Source organism: bacterium (assembly GCA_016699995.1).
GTDB lineage: Bacteria > Patescibacteriota > Doudnabacteria > UBA920 > UBA920 > UBA920.
In genome coordinates, this window is sequence record CP064996.1 from 584,038 (window position 1) to 601,956 (window position 17,919).

The window sequence follows — 17,919 nt, forward strand, 5'->3', positions numbered from 1 at the left end:
TCTGACTACTATTACGCATTTCGGACATAAAGGTAACAATAGGAAAATAAAAAAGCGAGCCGTTTCTGACTCGCTAAACTTAACAATTCGTTTTTTCAACGCAAGGCCGGGCTACTTAGCGGCTGCGGCAGTTTTCTCGTGCCAGGCTTCGATGATCTTGAAGCTCTCAGGCAGCGGAAGATCGTCGATAAGCATCTGATATTCTTTCCCTTGAAACACTTGCACTACCGAGTAGTTCTGGTAATGCTTGTTTATCTCCAAGGGCTGAATAGTGGATCCAGAAACCTTTCTGCCGCCAGGACCACGCAGGTATTTAACCAGCACTAGATCTTTGCCGTCGCGACGAGCATTTTTCCAGCATTCCGGCCGGGAATGGAAATAGGCTTCAGTTGCTTCCAGCGACCGCATACTGCCTTGGTATATCTTGGGAAAGAGATACAGAGAACCTGTGCTCGGGGACCAACGATAGGCGTACATGCGTACATCGCAAAAGTGAGGATCTTTATCGTGCAAAAAGGGAGCAAACTGAAACCGAATCATGGATCCCTGCGTAATCTCATAGTGCAGGACCCTGCCGCAATTTTGGCATACGCGACCGTGAAAGATGACCTTGTTACTCTGGTAAGCGCCGCAGGAATCGCACTTCTTATGCGTCTCAACTTTAAGCCGCGCATCCCACATATGGGCGCCTTGTTCGATAAGAGTCCCGCGGCTGACCGGTATGCCGTTAGGCCGGCCAACTTTGCCGATCCAGTTACGGTCGTTGGTGACGTTTCTATTCGCTTCGAGGAATTTATCCACTATGCGGTAACCGGCATTTTGCAGAAGCCTCTTGAGCGGCTTTAGCGCCGCCTCGTCATCGACGAGAAAAGAATTGTCTGCGAAGCGGACACCAGGAACATCCAATGCGGACTGCAGAGCCTCGGGCAAAGTTTTGCCCGAACCCACAATCTGTACCGAATCACCTTCGTCCATATCTGCGAAGAATGAATTGTTCATTATTAAACCTCCAAAATGATTTTCCTAATTCTATCATATTTATGAGGTTTTGTCAATATTTAGCTCAAGTAACAAAAGAACAGGCCTATCGCCTGCTCTTGCTAGGGGCGCTTTTGATCTTTTCGCTTGCCGCCTGTCTTTTGGAAATTATAGAGGTTTTGTACAAATGCGGTTTATAAGCTTTTAGCTTAACTATTCTCACTTTTAAGCCCTTGCTTGCCAGCAATGTTTTCAAGCCTTTTACATAAGCAACCTGGTCGTACCCTATGGCTATGATTTGGGGACTTTCTTTTAAGATGTGAGGAATATGATCTCTGTAACCGCCCACCACGGCCTTATCCACTTCAGGTGCAGACTGTACCAAAATGCGGCGCTCAAACTGGTTCTTAGAAGGACGGCGGCCTTTGATGCGGAGCACATTTTTATCCCTCGCTATAGAAACAATTAAGAAAGGCTTTTTAGCTAGCTTGCGGGCCTGGCTAAAAAAATCCCGGTGCCCTGGATGAACGATGTCAAAAGTACCGAAAACCATAATCCGCGTTAAGTCGCTATTATTGGAAGAAAATTTTGCTGAATCTTGCGCGCCTAGATTGCGTCCTAACGCAACATCCTTGCTAAGAAGCGTCATAACTTTTGCGCATTAATTTTTTGAAAAAAATTAAATCATCCTTCCTGAAGAATCCCAGAGCCAAAAGTATGCCTACGTACACCACCGCGCCGGCCGCGATAGGTACCAGTAAGAACTGATCACGGACCAAATAAACCATCAGACCCATTATGCTGCTGGCAATAAGCGGCTGCCACAAATTAGAAAGAAATTCGAATTTTGTAATTTTATTGCGGACGAAATAGAAATAGAATAGCCCCTGAAGACCCTCGGAAACTAGAGTCATGATGGCAGCACCCATAATGCCGATGCGCGGCAATAATATAAGGTTGCCGATAATATTAATGGCTACATTGGCGCCGGTGATGAAAGTGGCAAATTTTGTGAGCTGAGACACCACCAAAGAATTTACCACGACGTACATAAACAGCACGGCCGGCGCCCAAGCCAAAATTGCCAAGGTAGTTGCAGCTGGCGCGAACTCCTCACCAGCCAGCAGACGGATAATAGGACCAGCCAACAGCATCGCTCCAGTTGCCATAGGCAAAGCTACAGCAGCCATAAAACGCAAATAGCGCTCGAGCATGCCGCGGACTTCGGCCAATTTGTTCTCGGCCATCAATGTGGCAAACAACGGATATAGAGAATGGGAGACCACTGCCGGGAAGAACGCCATCAAATCGAAGAATTTATAAGCGGCAGTATACAAGCCTGTTTGAGTGTAGCCCAAGATTTTAGTAATGAGTACTACATCGAGGCGATTATACAAAGTACTGAACCCGACTAGGATCGCGAAAGGCAAGGCAGCGCGGAACATGCGTCTCATTAACTTAAAGTCCAGCGATTTAATCCCCTTCATCACCTCCGGCGGTCCGATATAGGCTTTTACGAACTGATAATACAAAGTTATAGCCAGCAATGCATAGATTATCTGCTGCGAAGTAAGCAGGACAATCCCGCGATTTAACCAGATCACTGCAAAAATAATCGCGACGTTAATTACCGAGGATATAAAGTTCAGTAGCGCCGCTTTCTTCAAATCGTAAAAAGCAGTGATTACTGCCAAGAACGGATAGGTCAAGCCGTGGAGCGCCGCGCCAAGGCCGGCAACCATGATGGCTTTGATTACCACAGGCTCATAGCCATTGTAAAAAGCGATGCCAACCAGAGCGCCGTACACCATTGCCGCCAAAGCAACTTCTACGGCTAAAAAATTGTGGAAGTAAAGCTTAGCCTTGCTGCGATCTTCGCTGATCTTTTTAATAATATATTGCTGTATGCCGAAATCAATGACAACCCCGAAGAGCGCCACGTACGAAAGCACGAACTGAAACTTGCCAGTCGTCTCCGGGCCCAGATATCGGAATAGCTGCGTGTAGGCCAAAAATAAAAGGACCAGCGAAATGACCCTAGAAACAGATAACCATAAAATGTTTTTGGACGGCGTAGACATTCAGTAATATAAAATCTATCTTATTCTACCATAGCATTGACAAAGGTGCTATAATGTGATAGAATCTGATGTTAGAAATACAATCATAGGAGGGAAAATGGGAAAACAATTTTTAGGCATCCCAAAAGCAATCGGCACCTACGCCACTGCAAGCGGCCATTTCAAGCAGAGCCTGATAGAATGGTCTGCTCAGGGCAACGACACGTCGACGATTAACGCCGAGCATCTCGCCAAGTGCGAAGATTGCCAAGAGAGGGTCGCGAAAGCGCGGGATGAGTTCATACTAATGGAAGCGTCATCGCCTCCTAACAGAGATGGCGTGCCAGCCGATAAAAACCGGGTGAATAAGACCGGCAGATCCAGCCCCCGCTACGTGGCGATGATCAGCACCAGCATTGGCTAACAATAAGCAAAAGCTCGAGAAGTTTCTCGAGCTTTTTTATTTTTATATAGAGAATCTAGCGTTCTCCGGCACCCTTGCCTAAATACCGCGCAACTTCTGCTGCAGGCAAAGTCACTACATTCTTGAAACTCAACTTTCGAGCCGCAAAATCTGCGCCGCTAAGGGCGACCGGCTGGCTCTTCTCGATAATATACACCGCCGGACTGTTATCTGCCTTGATCAAGGTTCCGTCTCTAGGAAAGATCGGATCGCCTTCCGGCCAATTCTTAACTTCATCTGCACTAAAGGTAACATCCGGTGTTATGCCGCGCTGCTTGGCGACAAAGCTAGATAAGAAGTGCCGGCTGGAGTTTTTATATATATACAATTCCCCGCTGCCCGCAACCTGATAGTAAGTCGGATCCTTCGGTTCTGCCAAATTCCCGATCGGCATCGCCAGCATCTCGTCATCGCTGATAGTTTGTACGTCCGAAAACTTAAAATTATAAGTACGGAAGACTAAGTAAGTCATTGGGCGCTTGATACGGTCGACAACAAGGAATACAGTCTGTACCGAAGGAGATTTTATAAGTGTGCCATTCGCAGGAGCTAGAAAGCCGCCCTTCGGCAAAGTTGCCAATTCGCTATCCGGCATCAGCTGAATCTTGCTAGCCAGGTTGCGCTGAGCGAATACTAACGCAGAAACCAAACGAAGCTGTCCATTCTCCACCACGTATACCGCAGGGCCGTTATAACCGCGTAGTACAGATCCCTCGGCCGGAGTCAGCTGAGGGCCGTCCGGGTACGGTGCCAGATCTGCTACCGAAGCAGTAATAGCGTTATTCAAACTTAAACCGCGCTGCTTGAGGATAAATTCAGAAGCCGGGTGTTTCTTGTTATTAAGAAAAACATGCACCTTTCCCTCTGCTATGGCTACTGTATTGTCCGCTAAACCCAGCAGTCCGCCGTCCGGATAGCTTTCCAGCTCGTTAAAGCTCAGCAGAACCGGGCTGGCAGTATTGACGTTGCGCACGCGGGCTATAAAATCATTGATTTGCATGCGGCTGCCATTTTGGATCATGAATTTTTGCCCGTTTGGAGAAGCGATGATGGTACCGCTAGGATAACGGAACCACTGGTTCATGTAGCGCCAAAAGTTATAATTGCCATTAAAAACATGGGGAGTATATCTGTACAATGCAGCAGTAGCGGAGTTTTCCAATGTAACGCTTTGCTGAGCCTGAACTCCGCTGTAACCACCCAGGGTATTGCCAAGGACAATGGTCTCGCCCACCTTGGACACCGCTCCATTATATAGTGGTCCGCGTCCGCCCGGGGTAGTAAATGACCGCATCAAGGATTTAGCCGCACCTAAATAACGGTTATTTTCCGAATCTACATTACCGAAAATCTGAAAGTAAAAGCCTTTATATAATCCCGCGCAACCGCCAGAATCCGGACAGCCAAAGCCCATCGCATAATCCAATGCGGTTTGGAGCCGTTCTGGGGATGAGCCTTGATGGCCTGTGGTTAAGCTCTGCTCCTTTTGCAAAGTCACAATTATGACTTGGGGATTAATGCCGCTGGATTGGCTAGCATCCCAGATTAATTCTGCAGCAGTGCGCAAGCGATCCATGCTGGGACGAGGATCTTCTAACGTAACTTTTAAAGTCGAATTGGTTGGTTCGCGCAGCTTGGCAACAAAATCGCTGCTAGTGTTAGCTAAGATGCTATTTTTGCTTTCTAAAAATTTCTGAATCCCCTCCGCGCTTCCCATCGCAGTTTTATCGCTGAATACAGAATCTTCCACCAGACGGTTTGGATTGAATCCTGGCAAAGGGGCTTCTTGGGCCTGAGCTGTATTAACTAAATTTAAAGACGTTACAAATAACGTAAAGATAAATATTGAAAGTAGAATTTTTGTTTTGTGCATATTCTTATCTTAATTCATAGGGTTAATTAACTCAAATTTTGTGCAGGAAAAAATTTAATTGGGCATATTCAGGATAAAAACCGAACATTAATCCAAAACGTAACTTGCCCCTGTTGGCAGTTTTGTCAGATCATTGTCCGAAATGTAAACCACCGGAAAGATGCTTAAGCCTCGATCCTGGTAAAACTTGAAGTTTATCGGATGAAGAACCTCGCCTACTACCCAATACACTGTCGGGTTTTTCCCGGTCCTCACTAAGGTGCCTTCCGGCGGGGTTAGAAAACTGCCGGCGACCCAGGAATTAACTTCCGATGACGATAGAGTGTAAACGTTTTTAAAATCAAAATTGCGCATCAGGAAAATCTGATAAGTCACAGGAAGGCGCAGGCCCTTATTCATATAATATACAGTGCCGCTATCGGGAGTTTTGATTAAAGTTCCATCGCTAGGCTCTGCATACGAACCCTCGGGAAAGCGTTCTAGCTCGGACATGAACACTTGCTTTGGAACAGCCGTACTGTAACGCTGATTCCTTACAAATGCAGAAATCAGCTGGCGCTTGCCCCCGTTAATATAGTACCAATCGCTGGTACCGATTACCTGAACGATATCGCCGTCGGTAATAGAAATGATTGCATCCTGCAAACTCTTGGCCACGTTAATGCGCCCGCTTCCCATTAGCCCTTTACAAGATTTGCCACCGCACTGATAAAGATTGAGGTTATCAATGTTATCCGCGGTAGAAATAATGCGGTCCCGAATTTGGCGATTAGAAGCCAATGGGAACAAAGATTTTAACAAGGCAGCTTGTGCGCTAACATATGGGGTCGCCAAAGAAGTGCCCGAAGCGTAAGCATAGCTGTCTGGGGCATCCAACCCCGTTGCAGGATCGTGGTTAATAGTAGAGAGAATGCGTCGTCCGGGCGCCGCTACGTCTACGCACGCTTTTCCGTAGTTTGCAAAACTGGGCTTGAGGTCGTTCACATCCGTAGCGGTAACTCCGATCACCATGTTCTTTCCGTTGTCGTTGCAAATCGGAAACACCGGTTCAATATCCAAATTGCCGCCGGTAATGGCTACATCGTTCCCGGCCGCCGCTACTACCACCACGTTTTTATCAAACGCGTAAGTAATAGCATTTGCCAAGGTAGTGTCGTGCGAAAATCCGATGCCACCCAATGATAAATTGATAATATTAGCACCGTTGTCGGCTGCCCATACAATTCCTTCGGAAAGATTGCTGGCAGAACCGCTGCCACTGGTATTAAGCGCCTTTATCGGCATTAAGGTCACGCTCCAATTGGCCCCGCTGATACCAGTAGCATTATTTGTGACAGCCCCTATTACTCCAGAAACCAAAGTACCGTGGCCGTTATCATCTGAGTTTGTATAATTGATAATTTTCTTTCCAGTCATCACATTATACCCGTCGATAAAACGAGTCGCGCGAATATCTTCGTGAGTACGGTCGATGCCGGTATCGATTACGGCAACAACGGTTGCAGTATTGCCTTTAGTTTTATCCCAGCCTTCGATAAATTTAGCTTTGGCTAACCCCCACTGCTTATCTATATTGAATTCATTTGTGCTGAAGCCTGGGTCGTTAGGCAGCTGAGTAACCGTGAGCTGCTCAGCCTGTACAGCCTGGTTGTATTCAACATATGCGGCGCTGGCTGGCGACTGCCCTACCAGTTTCTGACGCACTGCATTTGCAGGCAAAGAAGACTGGAATGTATAAATATTCTTAAACTGTGCGGCGGAACTGAATTCAAATTCTTTATTGATATTTACCGCCACCTCTCGAAGCAGTGAAGTGTCTGCAGAATTGAGTTTTGTTATATATGAAAAGTTAACCGCGAAGGCCGATGGACTTTCCGTCTGCGCCGCTGCGGAAGCGAACGGCTTGCCGGCGCCGAAAACACCCATGAACAAAATTGCCGCAATTATCGGCAATATTGTATTTCGGCAAATTTTATATTTCAAAAACATGAATTTGGTTGGGGTTCTCTACCTTATTTAGACGCAATTGCAGCCAAAAAGTTTCAGCTATTTATTATATTGACCGCTGAGAGAACGGAGTTTGATTTTAAACAAGTCGATAAGAGACTCGATATACGCGCTTAACGGTACATGCCCGCCGCCGTGCTCGGTCCAGGATACGCCGATCTCTTTGATCTTATAGCCCTTGGCTAAGGCTATGGTAAGCACCTCCATATCGAACCCCCAGCGCAATACTCTTACCTTGGGGAAGATATCTTTGGCAGCCTTGGCTGTAAAAGCTTTAAAACCTAATTGAGTGTCTTTGATTCCAGGAACAGCTAAAAATTGGATTAGCAAATTGCTCATGCGGGACAATAAAATACGGTAAAATGGCTGGTGCACTTTTACCAAATCGGGATTGGTGTAGCGGGAACCGATCACTACGTCGAAACCCTGGTCAAAGTAAGGCAGGAACTTTTCGATCTCAGAAATTGGAGTAGCATTATCGGCATCCATGAACATGACGATGTCGCCGGTGGCCTTTTCTAAAATGCCACGGCGTACCGCGTTGCCCTTGCCGCCCTCTTTTAAATTCATAGCAACTGCCTTTTGGACAGTGGTCTTTTCCAGCTCTTGAACAACTTCAAAGGTGCGATCCTTGGTATTATTGACGACCACGACGATTTCGTAGTCATAAGATTGCTTCTCTAGATAGCTGTCTATGTTCTGCAGAGTCTCGGTAATGCGCTTTTCTTCGTTATACGCCGGTATAACAACGGAAAGTTTTTTCATATGTATTTCTTTAAAAATGCTTTATTTTCCTTATTATATCATTAAATTCGGTTATTCCGAACTAGTGATTAGCTTCCGTGCCCGCTTAACTGGAAGGTGAATAAAAGAGTTAAAAACTAATAATATATGCGCGGCAAAAAAAAAGACGGCCCAAGTATTACCTTGAACCGTCGAATATAGAACAAATTATTGTCATGGCCTCCGCGGCCTAGTAGGAACTGTCCCTAAGCCGCTTCCGCTGCCCGTGGGGTTTCCATCGGAACCAGTGGAACCACCGGTAAAGGTGGTGCCGCGCGGAGGCTGCTGCACAGTGTTGGTTTTCCTTGCCTTGTCGCTTCTTTTTATGAAGTAGACAACAGCAGCGCCAACTGCAGTGCCGACCAGGAACGAAACCCAGTTCCAGCCGCCACTCTTGGTGAACCACCTGACCTTGATCCGAGTTCGCTCATTTTCACAAGCGCCCTGCTGGATCATCAGATAGTTTACCTTTTCTTTTGTGACTTGTGCCACAATAGCGGACTGTAGTTCGCCCGGCAATCCTCCAATAACCTCGGCTACCTTGAATGACTTGCCGAGCTTGCCGTTGAAATTGCCGTGCTCGTAAACATCGAGCCAGGCCCCGGGCACGCATTCTTTTACGTACTCGGTTTCCTTCTCGATCTTTGTTTCGATCTTAGTGCGCACGATCGTTCTTTCGATACGGGTTGTACACCCGTCCGAACTGGTAACGATCGTTACCGGAGAACCATCCTCTTCGGTGGCCATCTCCGTCTTGGTCGTCATCTCGCCCGGAATGCAAGGACCAGGGGTCTTGTCGCATTCCTGGAACGAGTAATCCGATCCAAGCTGCCGCGTCCAGTTACCGCAATTGATAATTGCGATGATCTGTTTCGTAGCAATTTTTCGACGAACGTAGATCTGCTGGCCATTTACGACAGGGCTCAGATAGCCCATGTAAATGTTGTTGGCGGAGGTCATGGTAGCGACCAAAATGCGCCGCTCCAACTTAACATCCTCTTCGTCTATGCCAGGAGCGGTGCGAAGACCGCCACGCACCTGGGGGCTGGCGCCGATCTGAAGATCGACGCGAGAGACGAAAACCTTGCGTGAGCGAAAGAAAACGGAATCGTCGGAGTAGTACTCCGAAGTGCCGACTACCGTCTGAACGTACGGACCCATCGCTTCGTTGCTCTGGGTACGAGTGCTCTGACGGCGTGTCTGCGCCGAAACCGAAACCACAGCTACCGGCAATGAAGTTAGAACCATCGCCAGTAGGATACCAAACGTTATTACCTTATTTCTCATCTTACTTTATAACGCCCTCCTCTGGCGCGAGACGGCCCTGTCGGACTCTGTCCCTATTCTGTTCTCAAGCTTCTTAGCTTCGGCATACGCTGCCAAAGCAAGTAATTGTTTCGGCCTGGTTTCCTGCGGATCTAACTCCGCCGGAAGCCCACCGATGACTTCGATCATCGGTTCCTGCCCGTACATCTTATGCTCTTTGAGCACAACCGACTTAGAGCCGGAGTAAAAGGCAGTGACCTTGCGAGTTTCGACATCGATTAGCTCCATCTCTACAAGAGAGACAAGCTCGGCCATGCGGAATTTTTGCTGAGCATACCTTGGGGCCACATACCGTGAGACAGCAATGTCTCGGCCGATCTGAGCACCAAGCCTGACCCAACCATTTCCAGACCGGTGGCGAATTCTGCGAACTGCGCGCTGAGACTCTCTTTCGATCGTCTTCAGCATCGCGTTGCGGTTCGCTACCGACTGGTCAATTTCGTTCCAGATTTCAATACGCTTCGTTTTCGCCGTTACCTTGAGTATAAGCTCAGGATGCGAGCGAACCAATCGCCAAGTCTTCATGATCTCCTTGTCCGACTGGACATCTTTAGATATCGCAGCCAGCGCAGCCGCGTTGTCTTCGAAACCGGAGACAACAATCTGCACATTCCACCGATCGCCCTGTGAAAGGGCAACGGTCGACAAAGAAAATAAAGCAACGATTATAACAATAATTTTTTTCATATGCCCTCCTTAAGGCGTTTTCAAAGTTCTGCTGTTTAACGCCGCTACCGCAGCATATTTCTGCTGCATGGCGCGGTGCCAGACATGTTTACGCTCGTTTCCTGCCAGACTGTAGGAAAATACCTGGGGAACCGAGCAAAAACGTATCCAACACCTAAATATATACCTAGTTTTGCTATATATCAAGCAAATTCGTCTTGGGAATAAGGTCTTTTACTTGACCCCGTATATTAGCATAAAATAGGCATTTTGTCAAGCCTGATCCAGGACCGAAAGTAGGCTTATTAAAAACAAAAAAGTCCAGTTTTCGAACGATTCCGCAGACCTTACCCGTGATTACTGGAGGCCGAGGACTAGTGAGAAAATTTGGACTTTTTTGTTGTTTTTAAATCTAGCTTCTTTCTGTTTGGGTTAGCTTACCAAATAATACAAGCCTACGAGCTGTTGTGCCCACCGGCCAGCAGGTTGATAATGCCACTACAGAGTCAGCGGTGCTGATAAATTGAGCCTGATCATTAGCGGCATATTCACCGCGGCGTTCCACTACATAGTTAAAGCGCACTGTCTTGCCGTTCTTCTGGGTTGCCGTAATGGTAAATGAAGTTCCATCTTTAACATCCCCCAATACTGCGAAGATCTGCTTGTACGGACTCTTGTCCCATAAATAGCCGCTGGAGTGCCCGGAGATGTAAGCGGTACCAACTTCGCCTGGCATCGCGGTGCCAGGGTAATGGACTACGCCTTTCTTAAGATCAGGGTCAAAGTTTTTAACATCCTGTGTCCAGATTAATGGCACAGAAATTTTATTGCTCGGGATTTCTAATAGGCCGGGCTTGCTTTGATCGATGCTTTCATCCGGACGCAAATTAGGAGCTGCGGCTACAGAACCACCCGGTCCTGGATTACCAGCGCCAGGCTGCGTGTTCACAGGCACGCTGCCAAGAGTAGTAGTAGCTATCTGAGTTGGAGAAACGATAATCTGACCATTAGCTCCCATCTGCTGCAAAGTCTGCGGGTCGATGTAATAGGGTGAATCGTCGTTTACATATTGAGCATACTTAGTTACTCCGCGGGTAATAGCTGCTGCCGTAATTCGATTGCTGATTAATTCCGGATTGATATATTTTTCCACCAGCGCTTTTTGCTTGTCCGTAAATTGCTTTCCTGTCCACGGATTTATACCTTCCAATACAAGCTGACCGTCGCCCACTCCGCCGCGGGTAGCATAGACTTTCGGATTTAAATTAAGCAAATACTTTTCGAAGTTGGACAGGCCGTTTCCAGACACGTCGGCATCCATGCTTATAATGCTGTCGTCATTAATATCTACAAAAAACTGGCTAAGCCATTTTCTGTAATCCCCTTCTGCGTCCTTTTTAAGCTGCTCGTATTCCTTATTAGTTTCATCCTTTGTTAAGCTCTCGATCTTTAACAGGTCAGAGTTGAAAATGCTATTCAAGCTAAAGTCACTAAAGTAAAAGAAGTACAAACCCAAGCCAATGGCGAAAATTGCTGCGTAAGGCAAAATACTCTTGAAAACAGAACCAACGGAACGTGTACGAGCCTCTTCCGGTATAGAAGGTTCGGCGCCAGCGGATTTATGCGTACCCAAACTAGCTTCTGCTTCTTCCTTGGCTGACGTTCCAGGCATCTCTGCAGGTGCGGGTTTTTCGACGGGTTGATCTTCTGCAGCTCTCGGGGCTGAGTCCACAGGCAAATCTGCCACGGGCAGATTGCTAGGAGCCGCGACTGTTTTATCCGAAAACATTGAATGAGCCTCAGCTGATTCTGGGCTATTATCTTCTTCATCAACAGGCTGGGGAGCCTGTTTGTTAGGATCAATATTTAACAAGCCGGCAACGCCTTCGCTCGCATTGGGAAACTTTTTGTCGTCTTCAGCCATAAATATATACTGTTATTAAAATTAAACCACATTATAACTAAAAATGCCAATTTTGTCAAACAAAATACTGCTTAGTTTATTGACGGTTTCTTTAAATACGGATTAGGATTGCCGTTAAAAGACGCGCCCGGATAAACTTTGAATCTAGAAATTAACAAATATCTACCCCAAATGGCCAGCTGGATTAGCCAAGTCAGCATGCGCGGATACTTATCTACGTAATGCTTATAGTAGAACAAAATCATGGCGCGATGAAACTCCCAAGTCGGGCGCGGGTTATGCTTCTTCTTTGCAGTCTGCTTGCCAGACAAGTAGCCCTTGTAATGAAAGATTGTGGTTTTCGGGTAATACCATACTTCCCAACCGGCTTGCTTGGCGCGATAACACCAGTCGATGTCTTCGCCGTACATATAGAATGTATCGTCAAGCAGTCCGATCTGGTCCATGGTTTCGCGGCGAATTAATTCGAAGGCACCAACACAACTATCTATCTGATACGATTCGTCTTCATTCAAGTATTCTAAATTGTACTGATTGAATAATTTGCTCTTTGGAAACAGATTGGCCAGCCCGGAAAATTTTGTAAAAGACACCCATGGGGTAGGAAAGCTCCGTCGACAAGCTTTATCTAACTTCCCGTTAACCGCTAACACAACTTTACCGGTAGAGATGCCAACTTTAGGATTTGCATCCATAAACGACACCATGGTTTCGATTGTGTCGCTTGATAGTTCTGTATCGGCATTCAGTAAAGTTACATAGCGGCCACTGGAAAGCTTAATGCCTTCGTTGTTCGCTGCTGCAAAGCCAACGTCTCCGCCGCGAATCAGTTTGACCTGAGGAAAATCTTTTTCCACCATCTCTAAAGTACCGTCGGTTGACCCATGGTCGTAAACAATAGCTTCATAGGTAAACTTTGTCTGGCTGTTATAAATTGATTTTAGTGTTGCCTCCAGCAAGTCGCGGCAATTCCAAGGCGTGATGATAAATGAGATGTCCATAATAATATTTGAATATCGTAATTTTGAGTGCGAGGATAAGTATGTACCCGTTGCGATTTTCTCAACTTACTTTCTTAGATAATAAAACGGCTGATATTTTCGTCGCCTAGCACGCTCCGATTTTTAATTATGCGTCGCTTGCGAAGAATGCTCGGCAGTTGGCGGATCATTGTCGGGACAATCAGCAAAGTCTTGGTTTCGAAAATTGTAATAAAGCCTAAAGTGGCAATTTCCCTCACGAGTATCCGCGGCCAATCGCGTCGCAGAGTTTTCCCAAAATCATTTTTTAGAGTCAAAAAGATTTTATTGCGCCAAGACAACTGTTTGGTCATGGTAGAAAACTGCTTGCGGAACTTTACCAAGGCGAAAATATTTCTGTAACCGCCTGGACTCTGACCCACTCCCCGCTCGTGGTAAGAGATAGCCGTGGGCTGGTACCAAAGCTTCCAGCCTTGATGGCGCAAGCGCCAGCCAAGGTCGGAATCGTCAAAAAAAGCGCGCATATCTTCGTCTATAACCTCGCCACTAATAGCTACATCCATCAATGCTGCGCGGCGATAAACCGGATTAGAGCCGCAAATAGCTAAGACTTCCTGAGGGGTATCGTACTGGCCTTTATCTACTTCGAGCTGGCCGCGATCCCGCACTATGCGCATGCGGTCTATTGTTAACCCAGTACCATCAATGATTTGCTGCTCATTAGGATCGTTAGGATTCTTTTTGGGACGCAACGTCTTGCCCTGCACTCCGGCAATCTTTTCGTCCTGCATCAACGCTTTCACAGCTTCGGACAGATAATTCGGGGCGAGCTCTAAGTCTGTATTTAAAATACACACCAACTCGCTATCTGTAGCAGCGATGCCCTTATTATGAGCCGGGCCATAATGACGATTTTCTCCGGTTTGCAAAATCTTTACTTGAGGGAAATTTTGGCGCACAAACTCTTCTGAGCCATCAGTTGAAGCGTTGTCTATATACAGCACTTCAAAATTAGGATAGTCTTGTTTGAAAATGCTAGTAAAAGCTTTTTGCAAATGGTGCTTCTCGTTGGTTCCAAGTATGTTTACGGAAATTTTGGGAAATTGATTCATGAATACACTACTTTTTAACAGAGCAAAAGCGCGCTTCGGTTAGCGCGCCATCTGCTGTTAAACTTTTAACTGTTCTTATTAAACAAGTGGTTGATTACCTGCGTCTGCTTGAGATCCTTCTTCTTCTGGTCTTCCTGGGCAGTAAAGGCCAGAATCTCTCTTGCCGACTCGCTGCGCAAATTATCCCGCAGGACAGTAATAATGCCGCGCAAGCGCTGATTGATTTCTGGCATCTGAATGCCTTCGCGATTCAATTTTGCAATTGAGAGAATCGAATCGGGACGGCGAACTGCATACATCTTTTCTACATCTTCTTTAGACAAAACTTCCAATTGCATATCAGGATTAATAATCTCCTTTAGCATGGTAGCTATCTTGAGCGGAGAACTCAGACCTGGATTTACAACATTATACAAACCTGTCTTCTGATCTTGGACCAGCTTATCTGTAGCGACCACCAGATCTTCGATGACTGTCATCGAGCTATGAATATCGTGGAATTTATTATAGATAGTCATTTTTGCCAAAACATTCTTGGGGTGAGGCACCGCAGATAAAAGCATGTTGGTTCGGACAATTAACACCCGCAAACCCTGCTTTGTAAGCTGCATCAGGCTTTCATCGGCTTTGGCTTTAGAGTATGCGTAAAAATTGATCGGGTTAGGCTGGTCGAGTTCTGTTCGTTCGTCGTTAACGCTGACGGAACTATGAACATAGCCAGTAGAGAAATGTACCAGATAAACATTCTTCTCCAAACAAGCGCGCGCGATATTTTCTGCGCCGCCGATATTAACAGCTGCCGCTTCATCCTGATTAGCTTCTGCCCAATCTACATTCGTAGAGCCGGTGCAGTTGAGCACTATGGTTGGCTGGACTTCTGCAATCGCATTTGCTACCTGGGCATAGTTAAGGACATCCACATTCGGACGAGAAACGACCGCTACTTCTACACCTTGCGACTGATAGTACTTTTGAAAGTGCATGCTTAGTTGACCGTTGCCGAAGATTAGAACTTTATTTTTTTTTTGAGCTGCAATGGTTATTGGTGACGGTGTTGTAAGCGGATTGGAGTTTTCTAAAAAAGTAATAGGCTGTTGCTCGTTCTGAGTAATAACTTCGCTAGCTTGGCCATAAGATGCTTGCTGGGTGTTATCTGCAGCTGCAAAGGCAGAAGCACCATAAGGCATAGATACAGGAATAGAAACAGATTTGGTAGCTGTTTCCTCTTCCCTATGGCCAGTGCTTCCCCACGCAAAACTCTGCTTAACCAACGGGCGCCACCAAGCTTCGTTGTTCTTGTACCAATCCACAGTCTGAACTAGCCATTCGTCGAAGCTGAACAAAGGCTCCCAGCCAAGCTCGCGGTTGATCTTGCTCCAGTCTAATTTATATGCTTTGTCGTTGCTTGGACGGTCTGGGACAAATTCGATACGTTCGTCGCCTACACCGAAGATCTGGCAAATGCGCTGTGCAACTTCTAAAATGGAAAGCTGGGCGCGGCCCGCAACCAAATAAACTTCGCCGAGTTTGCCGCGACGCAAGACTTGCTCGATTGCACGGCAATGATCTTCTACAAACAGCCAGTCACGGATATGATCGCCTTTACCGTGCAAACGGATATTCTTGCCATCGATTAAACGGGTAATACATAGAGGGATGAATTTTTCAGGGAACTGATATGCGCCAAAGTTGTTAGAGGTATTAGTGATGGTCGCCGGAAAATCGTAAGTCTTATAATAAGAGCGGACAATCATATCCGAACCCGCCTTGCTGGCAGAGTAAGGGTTATTAGGAGCGTACTTGGTCTCTTCTGTAAATAATTCGTCGCCTTCGACAGTTAAAGTTCCGTAAACTTCATCAGTTGAGACATGGTGAAAGCGCCAGACACCAGCGTTCTTCGCTTCTTCCAAAAGAACTTGGGTTCCGATTACGTTAGTGTTAACAAAATTTCCAGGTTCAACAATACTGCGATCCACATGAGAGTTAGCTGCAAAGTGTGCCACTACATCTACACCTTTCATTGCTTCGCGAACAGCGGCTGCATCTGTAATATCACCATGAATAAATTTGTAGCGATCTTTGTATTCCGGGTTAACTGTTAAGTCATGCAGGCTTTCTAAATTGCCCGCGTAAGTAAGCGCATCAAAATTTACCACCGTGTCATTTGGGTGATTCTTCAACCAATAGCGAACAAAGTTGCTACCAATAAATCCGGCTCCGCCGGTGACTAAAACTTTCATAAAACTTTTTAATTTCTTAAGATTTTACAGTGTTACTCTACCTGTAATTCTATCAAAACAACCTCTAAAGTCAAAGCTAAAATGTTTTGCATATTTGCGTAAATTCAGCATAATAAATACCTAAAATTCGATTAAAACAGCATCTCATTTTTGCTATAATGAAATAAATTAAATGAATTTTATGAAACTCGAATTTAAGCAATTAGACATCAAGCACGTTAAAGGCCGAGACAACATGTACGAGCTGTACGAAATTGATGCGGCCACCTATGTCGACTACGACATAAAGCGGGTCTATTATTTAACAGATCTTAAAGGTAACACCGGCCAGCACTGTCACTTCATAGAAAAAGAATTATTCGTGATGGCCAAAGGTTCTTGTACAGCTATCATTGATCGAGGCTACGGACTCGAGGAGTTCCCCATGGCTCAAGGTCAAGCTATCTACGTGGGCAACTATGTGTGGCATGGCTTTAAAGATTTTTCCGAGGATGCAACTTTTCTTGCCTTATCTTCTACCAAATACAACGCCGACCGCAGCGATTACTTGGAAGACTACGAAGAGTACCAAAGAAGAATCAAAGACGAAGGCTGGCAGCCGGCTGATAAATAACTCTATAAAAACAAAAAACCACCCGTTCGGGTGGTTTAGTTTAGATCTTAGTGATTTCGACTTCTGTAAAAGCCTGGCGATGACCGATCTTGCGACGGTACTTGCTCTTTGGCTTATACTTTAAGACATGAATCTTGGCACCGCGGCCCTGCTTGATAATCTTGCCTTCTACAGTCTGGCCGGATAAAGTCGGTTTGCCAATGGCATAATCTTTATCGGTAACGGTAGCGAGGACTTGATCAAAGATTACCTGGTCACCAGCTTCACCTTCTAGTTTTTCGATCTGAATTTTTTCACCTTTGGCAACTAAATACTGTTTTCCGCCGGTGGCAATAACTGCAAATGACATAAAGTAATAAAATTAATACCCCGTAATTCTAGCGAATCCGGGGTTTTTTGTCAACACAAAGGTTGAGGTAAAGGGGTTATGCGGTTTGAAAGTGACGGGGTTTTAGGTTGACGAAGTCAAATCCTTTGCTGTAAACAGCGTCGGCGACAGCCTGGCTGAGTTCATGGTACTTAGCTAATTTCTGCTCGAAGTTTCCAGACTTCAGGTAGTGATTGATCCGCCGGGAAAAATCAACCTGAATCCCATGGGTAGCTTTAGTGATTTCTAAAGGGAATTCTTCTTCGGAAAAATTGCCAAATTGGTAAACCATATCGATGATCAAGGTGCAGACTGGGCAGTTTTTTTGAGTTCCAGCGTACTGGAACAAATCGCGCCAATTGGCCATCAGATTTTGATCACAAAAATACCTGACTGCTGCATCTTGCTGGTTGGAAAGCAAGAGATTTTTTAAGCACACATAGTGCCTGACTACGCTATCTTCCGTAACCTTCTTCATTCGAACTTGCGGCATACAAGTTGGGGCCTCCTAGGGGTTGGATTACGAT

Annotated in this window: 16 protein-coding genes; 2 read left to right on the forward strand and 14 right to left on the reverse strand. The window is 46.0% G+C overall.

Annotated elements, in window-relative coordinates:
- Window positions 1-111: 111 nt before the first annotated feature.
- The 3 genes from IPM19_03155 to IPM19_03165 form a co-directional block, all read right to left on the reverse strand.
- Window positions 112-999: a hypothetical protein gene (locus IPM19_03155; GenBank protein QQS22604.1), complete on the reverse strand. Its 888-nt coding sequence runs from the start codon at window positions 997-999 to the stop codon at window positions 112-114.
- 85 nt (window positions 1,000-1,084) lie between these two features.
- On the reverse strand, window positions 1,085-1,627 hold the full coding sequence (locus IPM19_03160; GenBank protein QQS22605.1) for an adenylyltransferase/cytidyltransferase family protein: 543 nt from the start codon (window positions 1,625-1,627) through the stop codon (window positions 1,085-1,087).
- The gene (locus tag IPM19_03165) at window positions 1,614-3,059 is read right to left on the reverse strand and encodes a flippase (protein ID QQS22606.1); all 1,446 of its coding nucleotides are present in this window, start codon (window positions 3,057-3,059) and stop codon (window positions 1,614-1,616) included. The genes IPM19_03160 and IPM19_03165 overlap by 14 nt, the downstream gene beginning before the upstream one ends.
- Window positions 3,060-3,156: 97 nt before the next feature.
- Between IPM19_03165 and IPM19_03170 the strand changes: the two genes are divergently transcribed.
- The gene (locus IPM19_03170) at window positions 3,157-3,462 is read left to right on the forward strand and encodes a hypothetical protein (GenBank protein QQS22607.1); all 306 of its coding nucleotides are present in this window, start codon (window positions 3,157-3,159) and stop codon (window positions 3,460-3,462) included.
- A gap of 55 nt (window positions 3,463-3,517) precedes the next feature.
- Here the strand turns inward: IPM19_03170 and IPM19_03175 are convergent, their stop codons facing one another.
- The 9 genes from IPM19_03175 to rfbB form a co-directional block, all read right to left on the reverse strand.
- On the reverse strand, window positions 3,518-5,374 hold the full coding sequence (locus IPM19_03175) for a hypothetical protein (protein ID QQS22608.1): 1,857 nt from the start codon (window positions 5,372-5,374) through the stop codon (window positions 3,518-3,520).
- Window positions 5,375-5,461: 87 nt separating this feature from the next.
- Window positions 5,462-7,357 (reverse strand): S8 family serine peptidase, encoded by a 1,896-nt coding sequence (locus IPM19_03180; GenBank protein ID QQS22609.1) that lies wholly within the window; start codon window positions 7,355-7,357, stop codon window positions 5,462-5,464.
- 63 nt (window positions 7,358-7,420) lie between these two features.
- Window positions 7,421-8,146, reverse strand: a complete 726-nt coding sequence (locus IPM19_03185) for a glycosyltransferase family 2 protein (protein QQS22610.1) — start codon at window positions 8,144-8,146, stop codon at window positions 7,421-7,423.
- A 192-nt stretch (window positions 8,147-8,338) separates the two neighbouring features.
- Entirely contained in the window at window positions 8,339-9,412 is a 1,074-nt protein-coding gene (locus IPM19_03190) for a hypothetical protein (GenBank protein ID QQS22611.1), read from the reverse strand.
- A 45-nt stretch (window positions 9,413-9,457) separates the two neighbouring features.
- Window positions 9,458-10,177: a hypothetical protein gene (locus tag IPM19_03195; GenBank protein ID QQS22612.1), complete on the reverse strand. Its 720-nt coding sequence runs from the start codon at window positions 10,175-10,177 to the stop codon at window positions 9,458-9,460.
- 391 nt (window positions 10,178-10,568) lie between these two features.
- A complete protein-coding gene (locus IPM19_03200; protein QQS22613.1) occupies window positions 10,569-12,080 on the reverse strand; it encodes a sortase in 1,512 nt (503 codons plus the stop codon).
- Between the two features lie 71 nt (window positions 12,081-12,151).
- The gene (locus IPM19_03205) at window positions 12,152-13,081 is read right to left on the reverse strand and encodes a glycosyltransferase family 2 protein (protein QQS22614.1); all 930 of its coding nucleotides are present in this window, start codon (window positions 13,079-13,081) and stop codon (window positions 12,152-12,154) included.
- A 74-nt stretch (window positions 13,082-13,155) separates the two neighbouring features.
- Window positions 13,156-14,172 carry a glycosyltransferase family 2 protein gene (locus IPM19_03210; protein ID QQS22615.1) on the reverse strand — a complete coding sequence of 339 codons (1,017 nt, stop codon included), beginning with the start codon at window positions 14,170-14,172 and terminating at the stop codon, window positions 13,156-13,158.
- A 65-nt stretch (window positions 14,173-14,237) separates the two neighbouring features.
- On the reverse strand, window positions 14,238-16,412 hold the full coding sequence (gene rfbB / locus IPM19_03215) for a dTDP-glucose 4,6-dehydratase (GenBank protein ID QQS22616.1): 2,175 nt from the start codon (window positions 16,410-16,412) through the stop codon (window positions 14,238-14,240).
- 181 nt (window positions 16,413-16,593) lie between these two features.
- Here rfbB and IPM19_03220 point away from each other — a divergent pair, with 181 nt between their 5' ends.
- A complete protein-coding gene (locus IPM19_03220) occupies window positions 16,594-17,025 on the forward strand; it encodes an FdtA/QdtA family cupin domain-containing protein (protein QQS22617.1) in 432 nt (143 codons plus the stop codon).
- Between the two features lie 40 nt (window positions 17,026-17,065).
- Here IPM19_03220 and rplU read toward each other — a convergent pair whose 3' ends face one another.
- Window positions 17,066-17,374: a 50S ribosomal protein L21 gene (rplU, locus tag IPM19_03225; GenBank protein ID QQS22618.1), complete on the reverse strand. Its 309-nt coding sequence runs from the start codon at window positions 17,372-17,374 to the stop codon at window positions 17,066-17,068.
- A 76-nt stretch (window positions 17,375-17,450) separates the two neighbouring features.
- Entirely contained in the window at window positions 17,451-17,885 is a 435-nt protein-coding gene (locus IPM19_03230) for a hypothetical protein (protein QQS22619.1), read from the reverse strand.
- Window positions 17,886-17,919 lie beyond the last annotated feature (34 nt).

Bases quoted from the DNA above. Each gene is read 5' to 3' on its own strand.
- IPM19_03205 (QQS22614.1), bottom strand. From the start codon at position 13,081: ATGGACATCTCATTTATCATCACGCCTTGGAATTGCCGCGACTTGCTG.
- IPM19_03190 (QQS22611.1), bottom strand. From the start codon at position 9,412: ATGGTTCTAACTTCATTGCCGGTAGCTGTGGTTTCGGTTTCGGCGCAG.
- rfbB (QQS22616.1), bottom strand. From the start codon at position 16,412: ATGAAAGTTTTAGTCACCGGCGGAGCCGGATTTATTGGTAGCAACTTT.
- rplU (QQS22618.1), bottom strand. From the start codon at position 17,374: ATGTCATTTGCAGTTATTGCCACCGGCGGAAAACAGTATTTAGTTGCC.
- IPM19_03195 (QQS22612.1), bottom strand. From the start codon at position 10,177: ATGAAAAAAATTATTGTTATAATCGTTGCTTTATTTTCTTTGTCGACC.
- IPM19_03170 (QQS22607.1), top strand. From the start codon at position 3,157: ATGGGAAAACAATTTTTAGGCATCCCAAAAGCAATCGGCACCTACGCC.
- IPM19_03160 (QQS22605.1), bottom strand. From the start codon at position 1,627: ATGACGCTTCTTAGCAAGGATGTTGCGTTAGGACGCAATCTAGGCGCG.
- IPM19_03210 (QQS22615.1), bottom strand. From the start codon at position 14,172: ATGAATCAATTTCCCAAAATTTCCGTAAACATACTTGGAACCAACGAG.
- IPM19_03165 (QQS22606.1), bottom strand. From the start codon at position 3,059: ATGTCTACGCCGTCCAAAAACATTTTATGGTTATCTGTTTCTAGGGTC.
- IPM19_03155 (QQS22604.1), bottom strand. From the start codon at position 999: ATGAACAATTCATTCTTCGCAGATATGGACGAAGGTGATTCGGTACAG.
- IPM19_03175 (QQS22608.1), bottom strand. From the start codon at position 5,374: ATGCACAAAACAAAAATTCTACTTTCAATATTTATCTTTACGTTATTT.
- IPM19_03230 (QQS22619.1), bottom strand. From the start codon at position 17,885: ATGCCGCAAGTTCGAATGAAGAAGGTTACGGAAGATAGCGTAGTCAGG.
- IPM19_03200 (QQS22613.1), bottom strand. From the start codon at position 12,080: ATGGCTGAAGACGACAAAAAGTTTCCCAATGCGAGCGAAGGCGTTGCC.
- IPM19_03185 (QQS22610.1), bottom strand. From the start codon at position 8,146: ATGAAAAAACTTTCCGTTGTTATACCGGCGTATAACGAAGAAAAGCGC.
- IPM19_03220 (QQS22617.1), top strand. From the start codon at position 16,594: ATGAAACTCGAATTTAAGCAATTAGACATCAAGCACGTTAAAGGCCGA.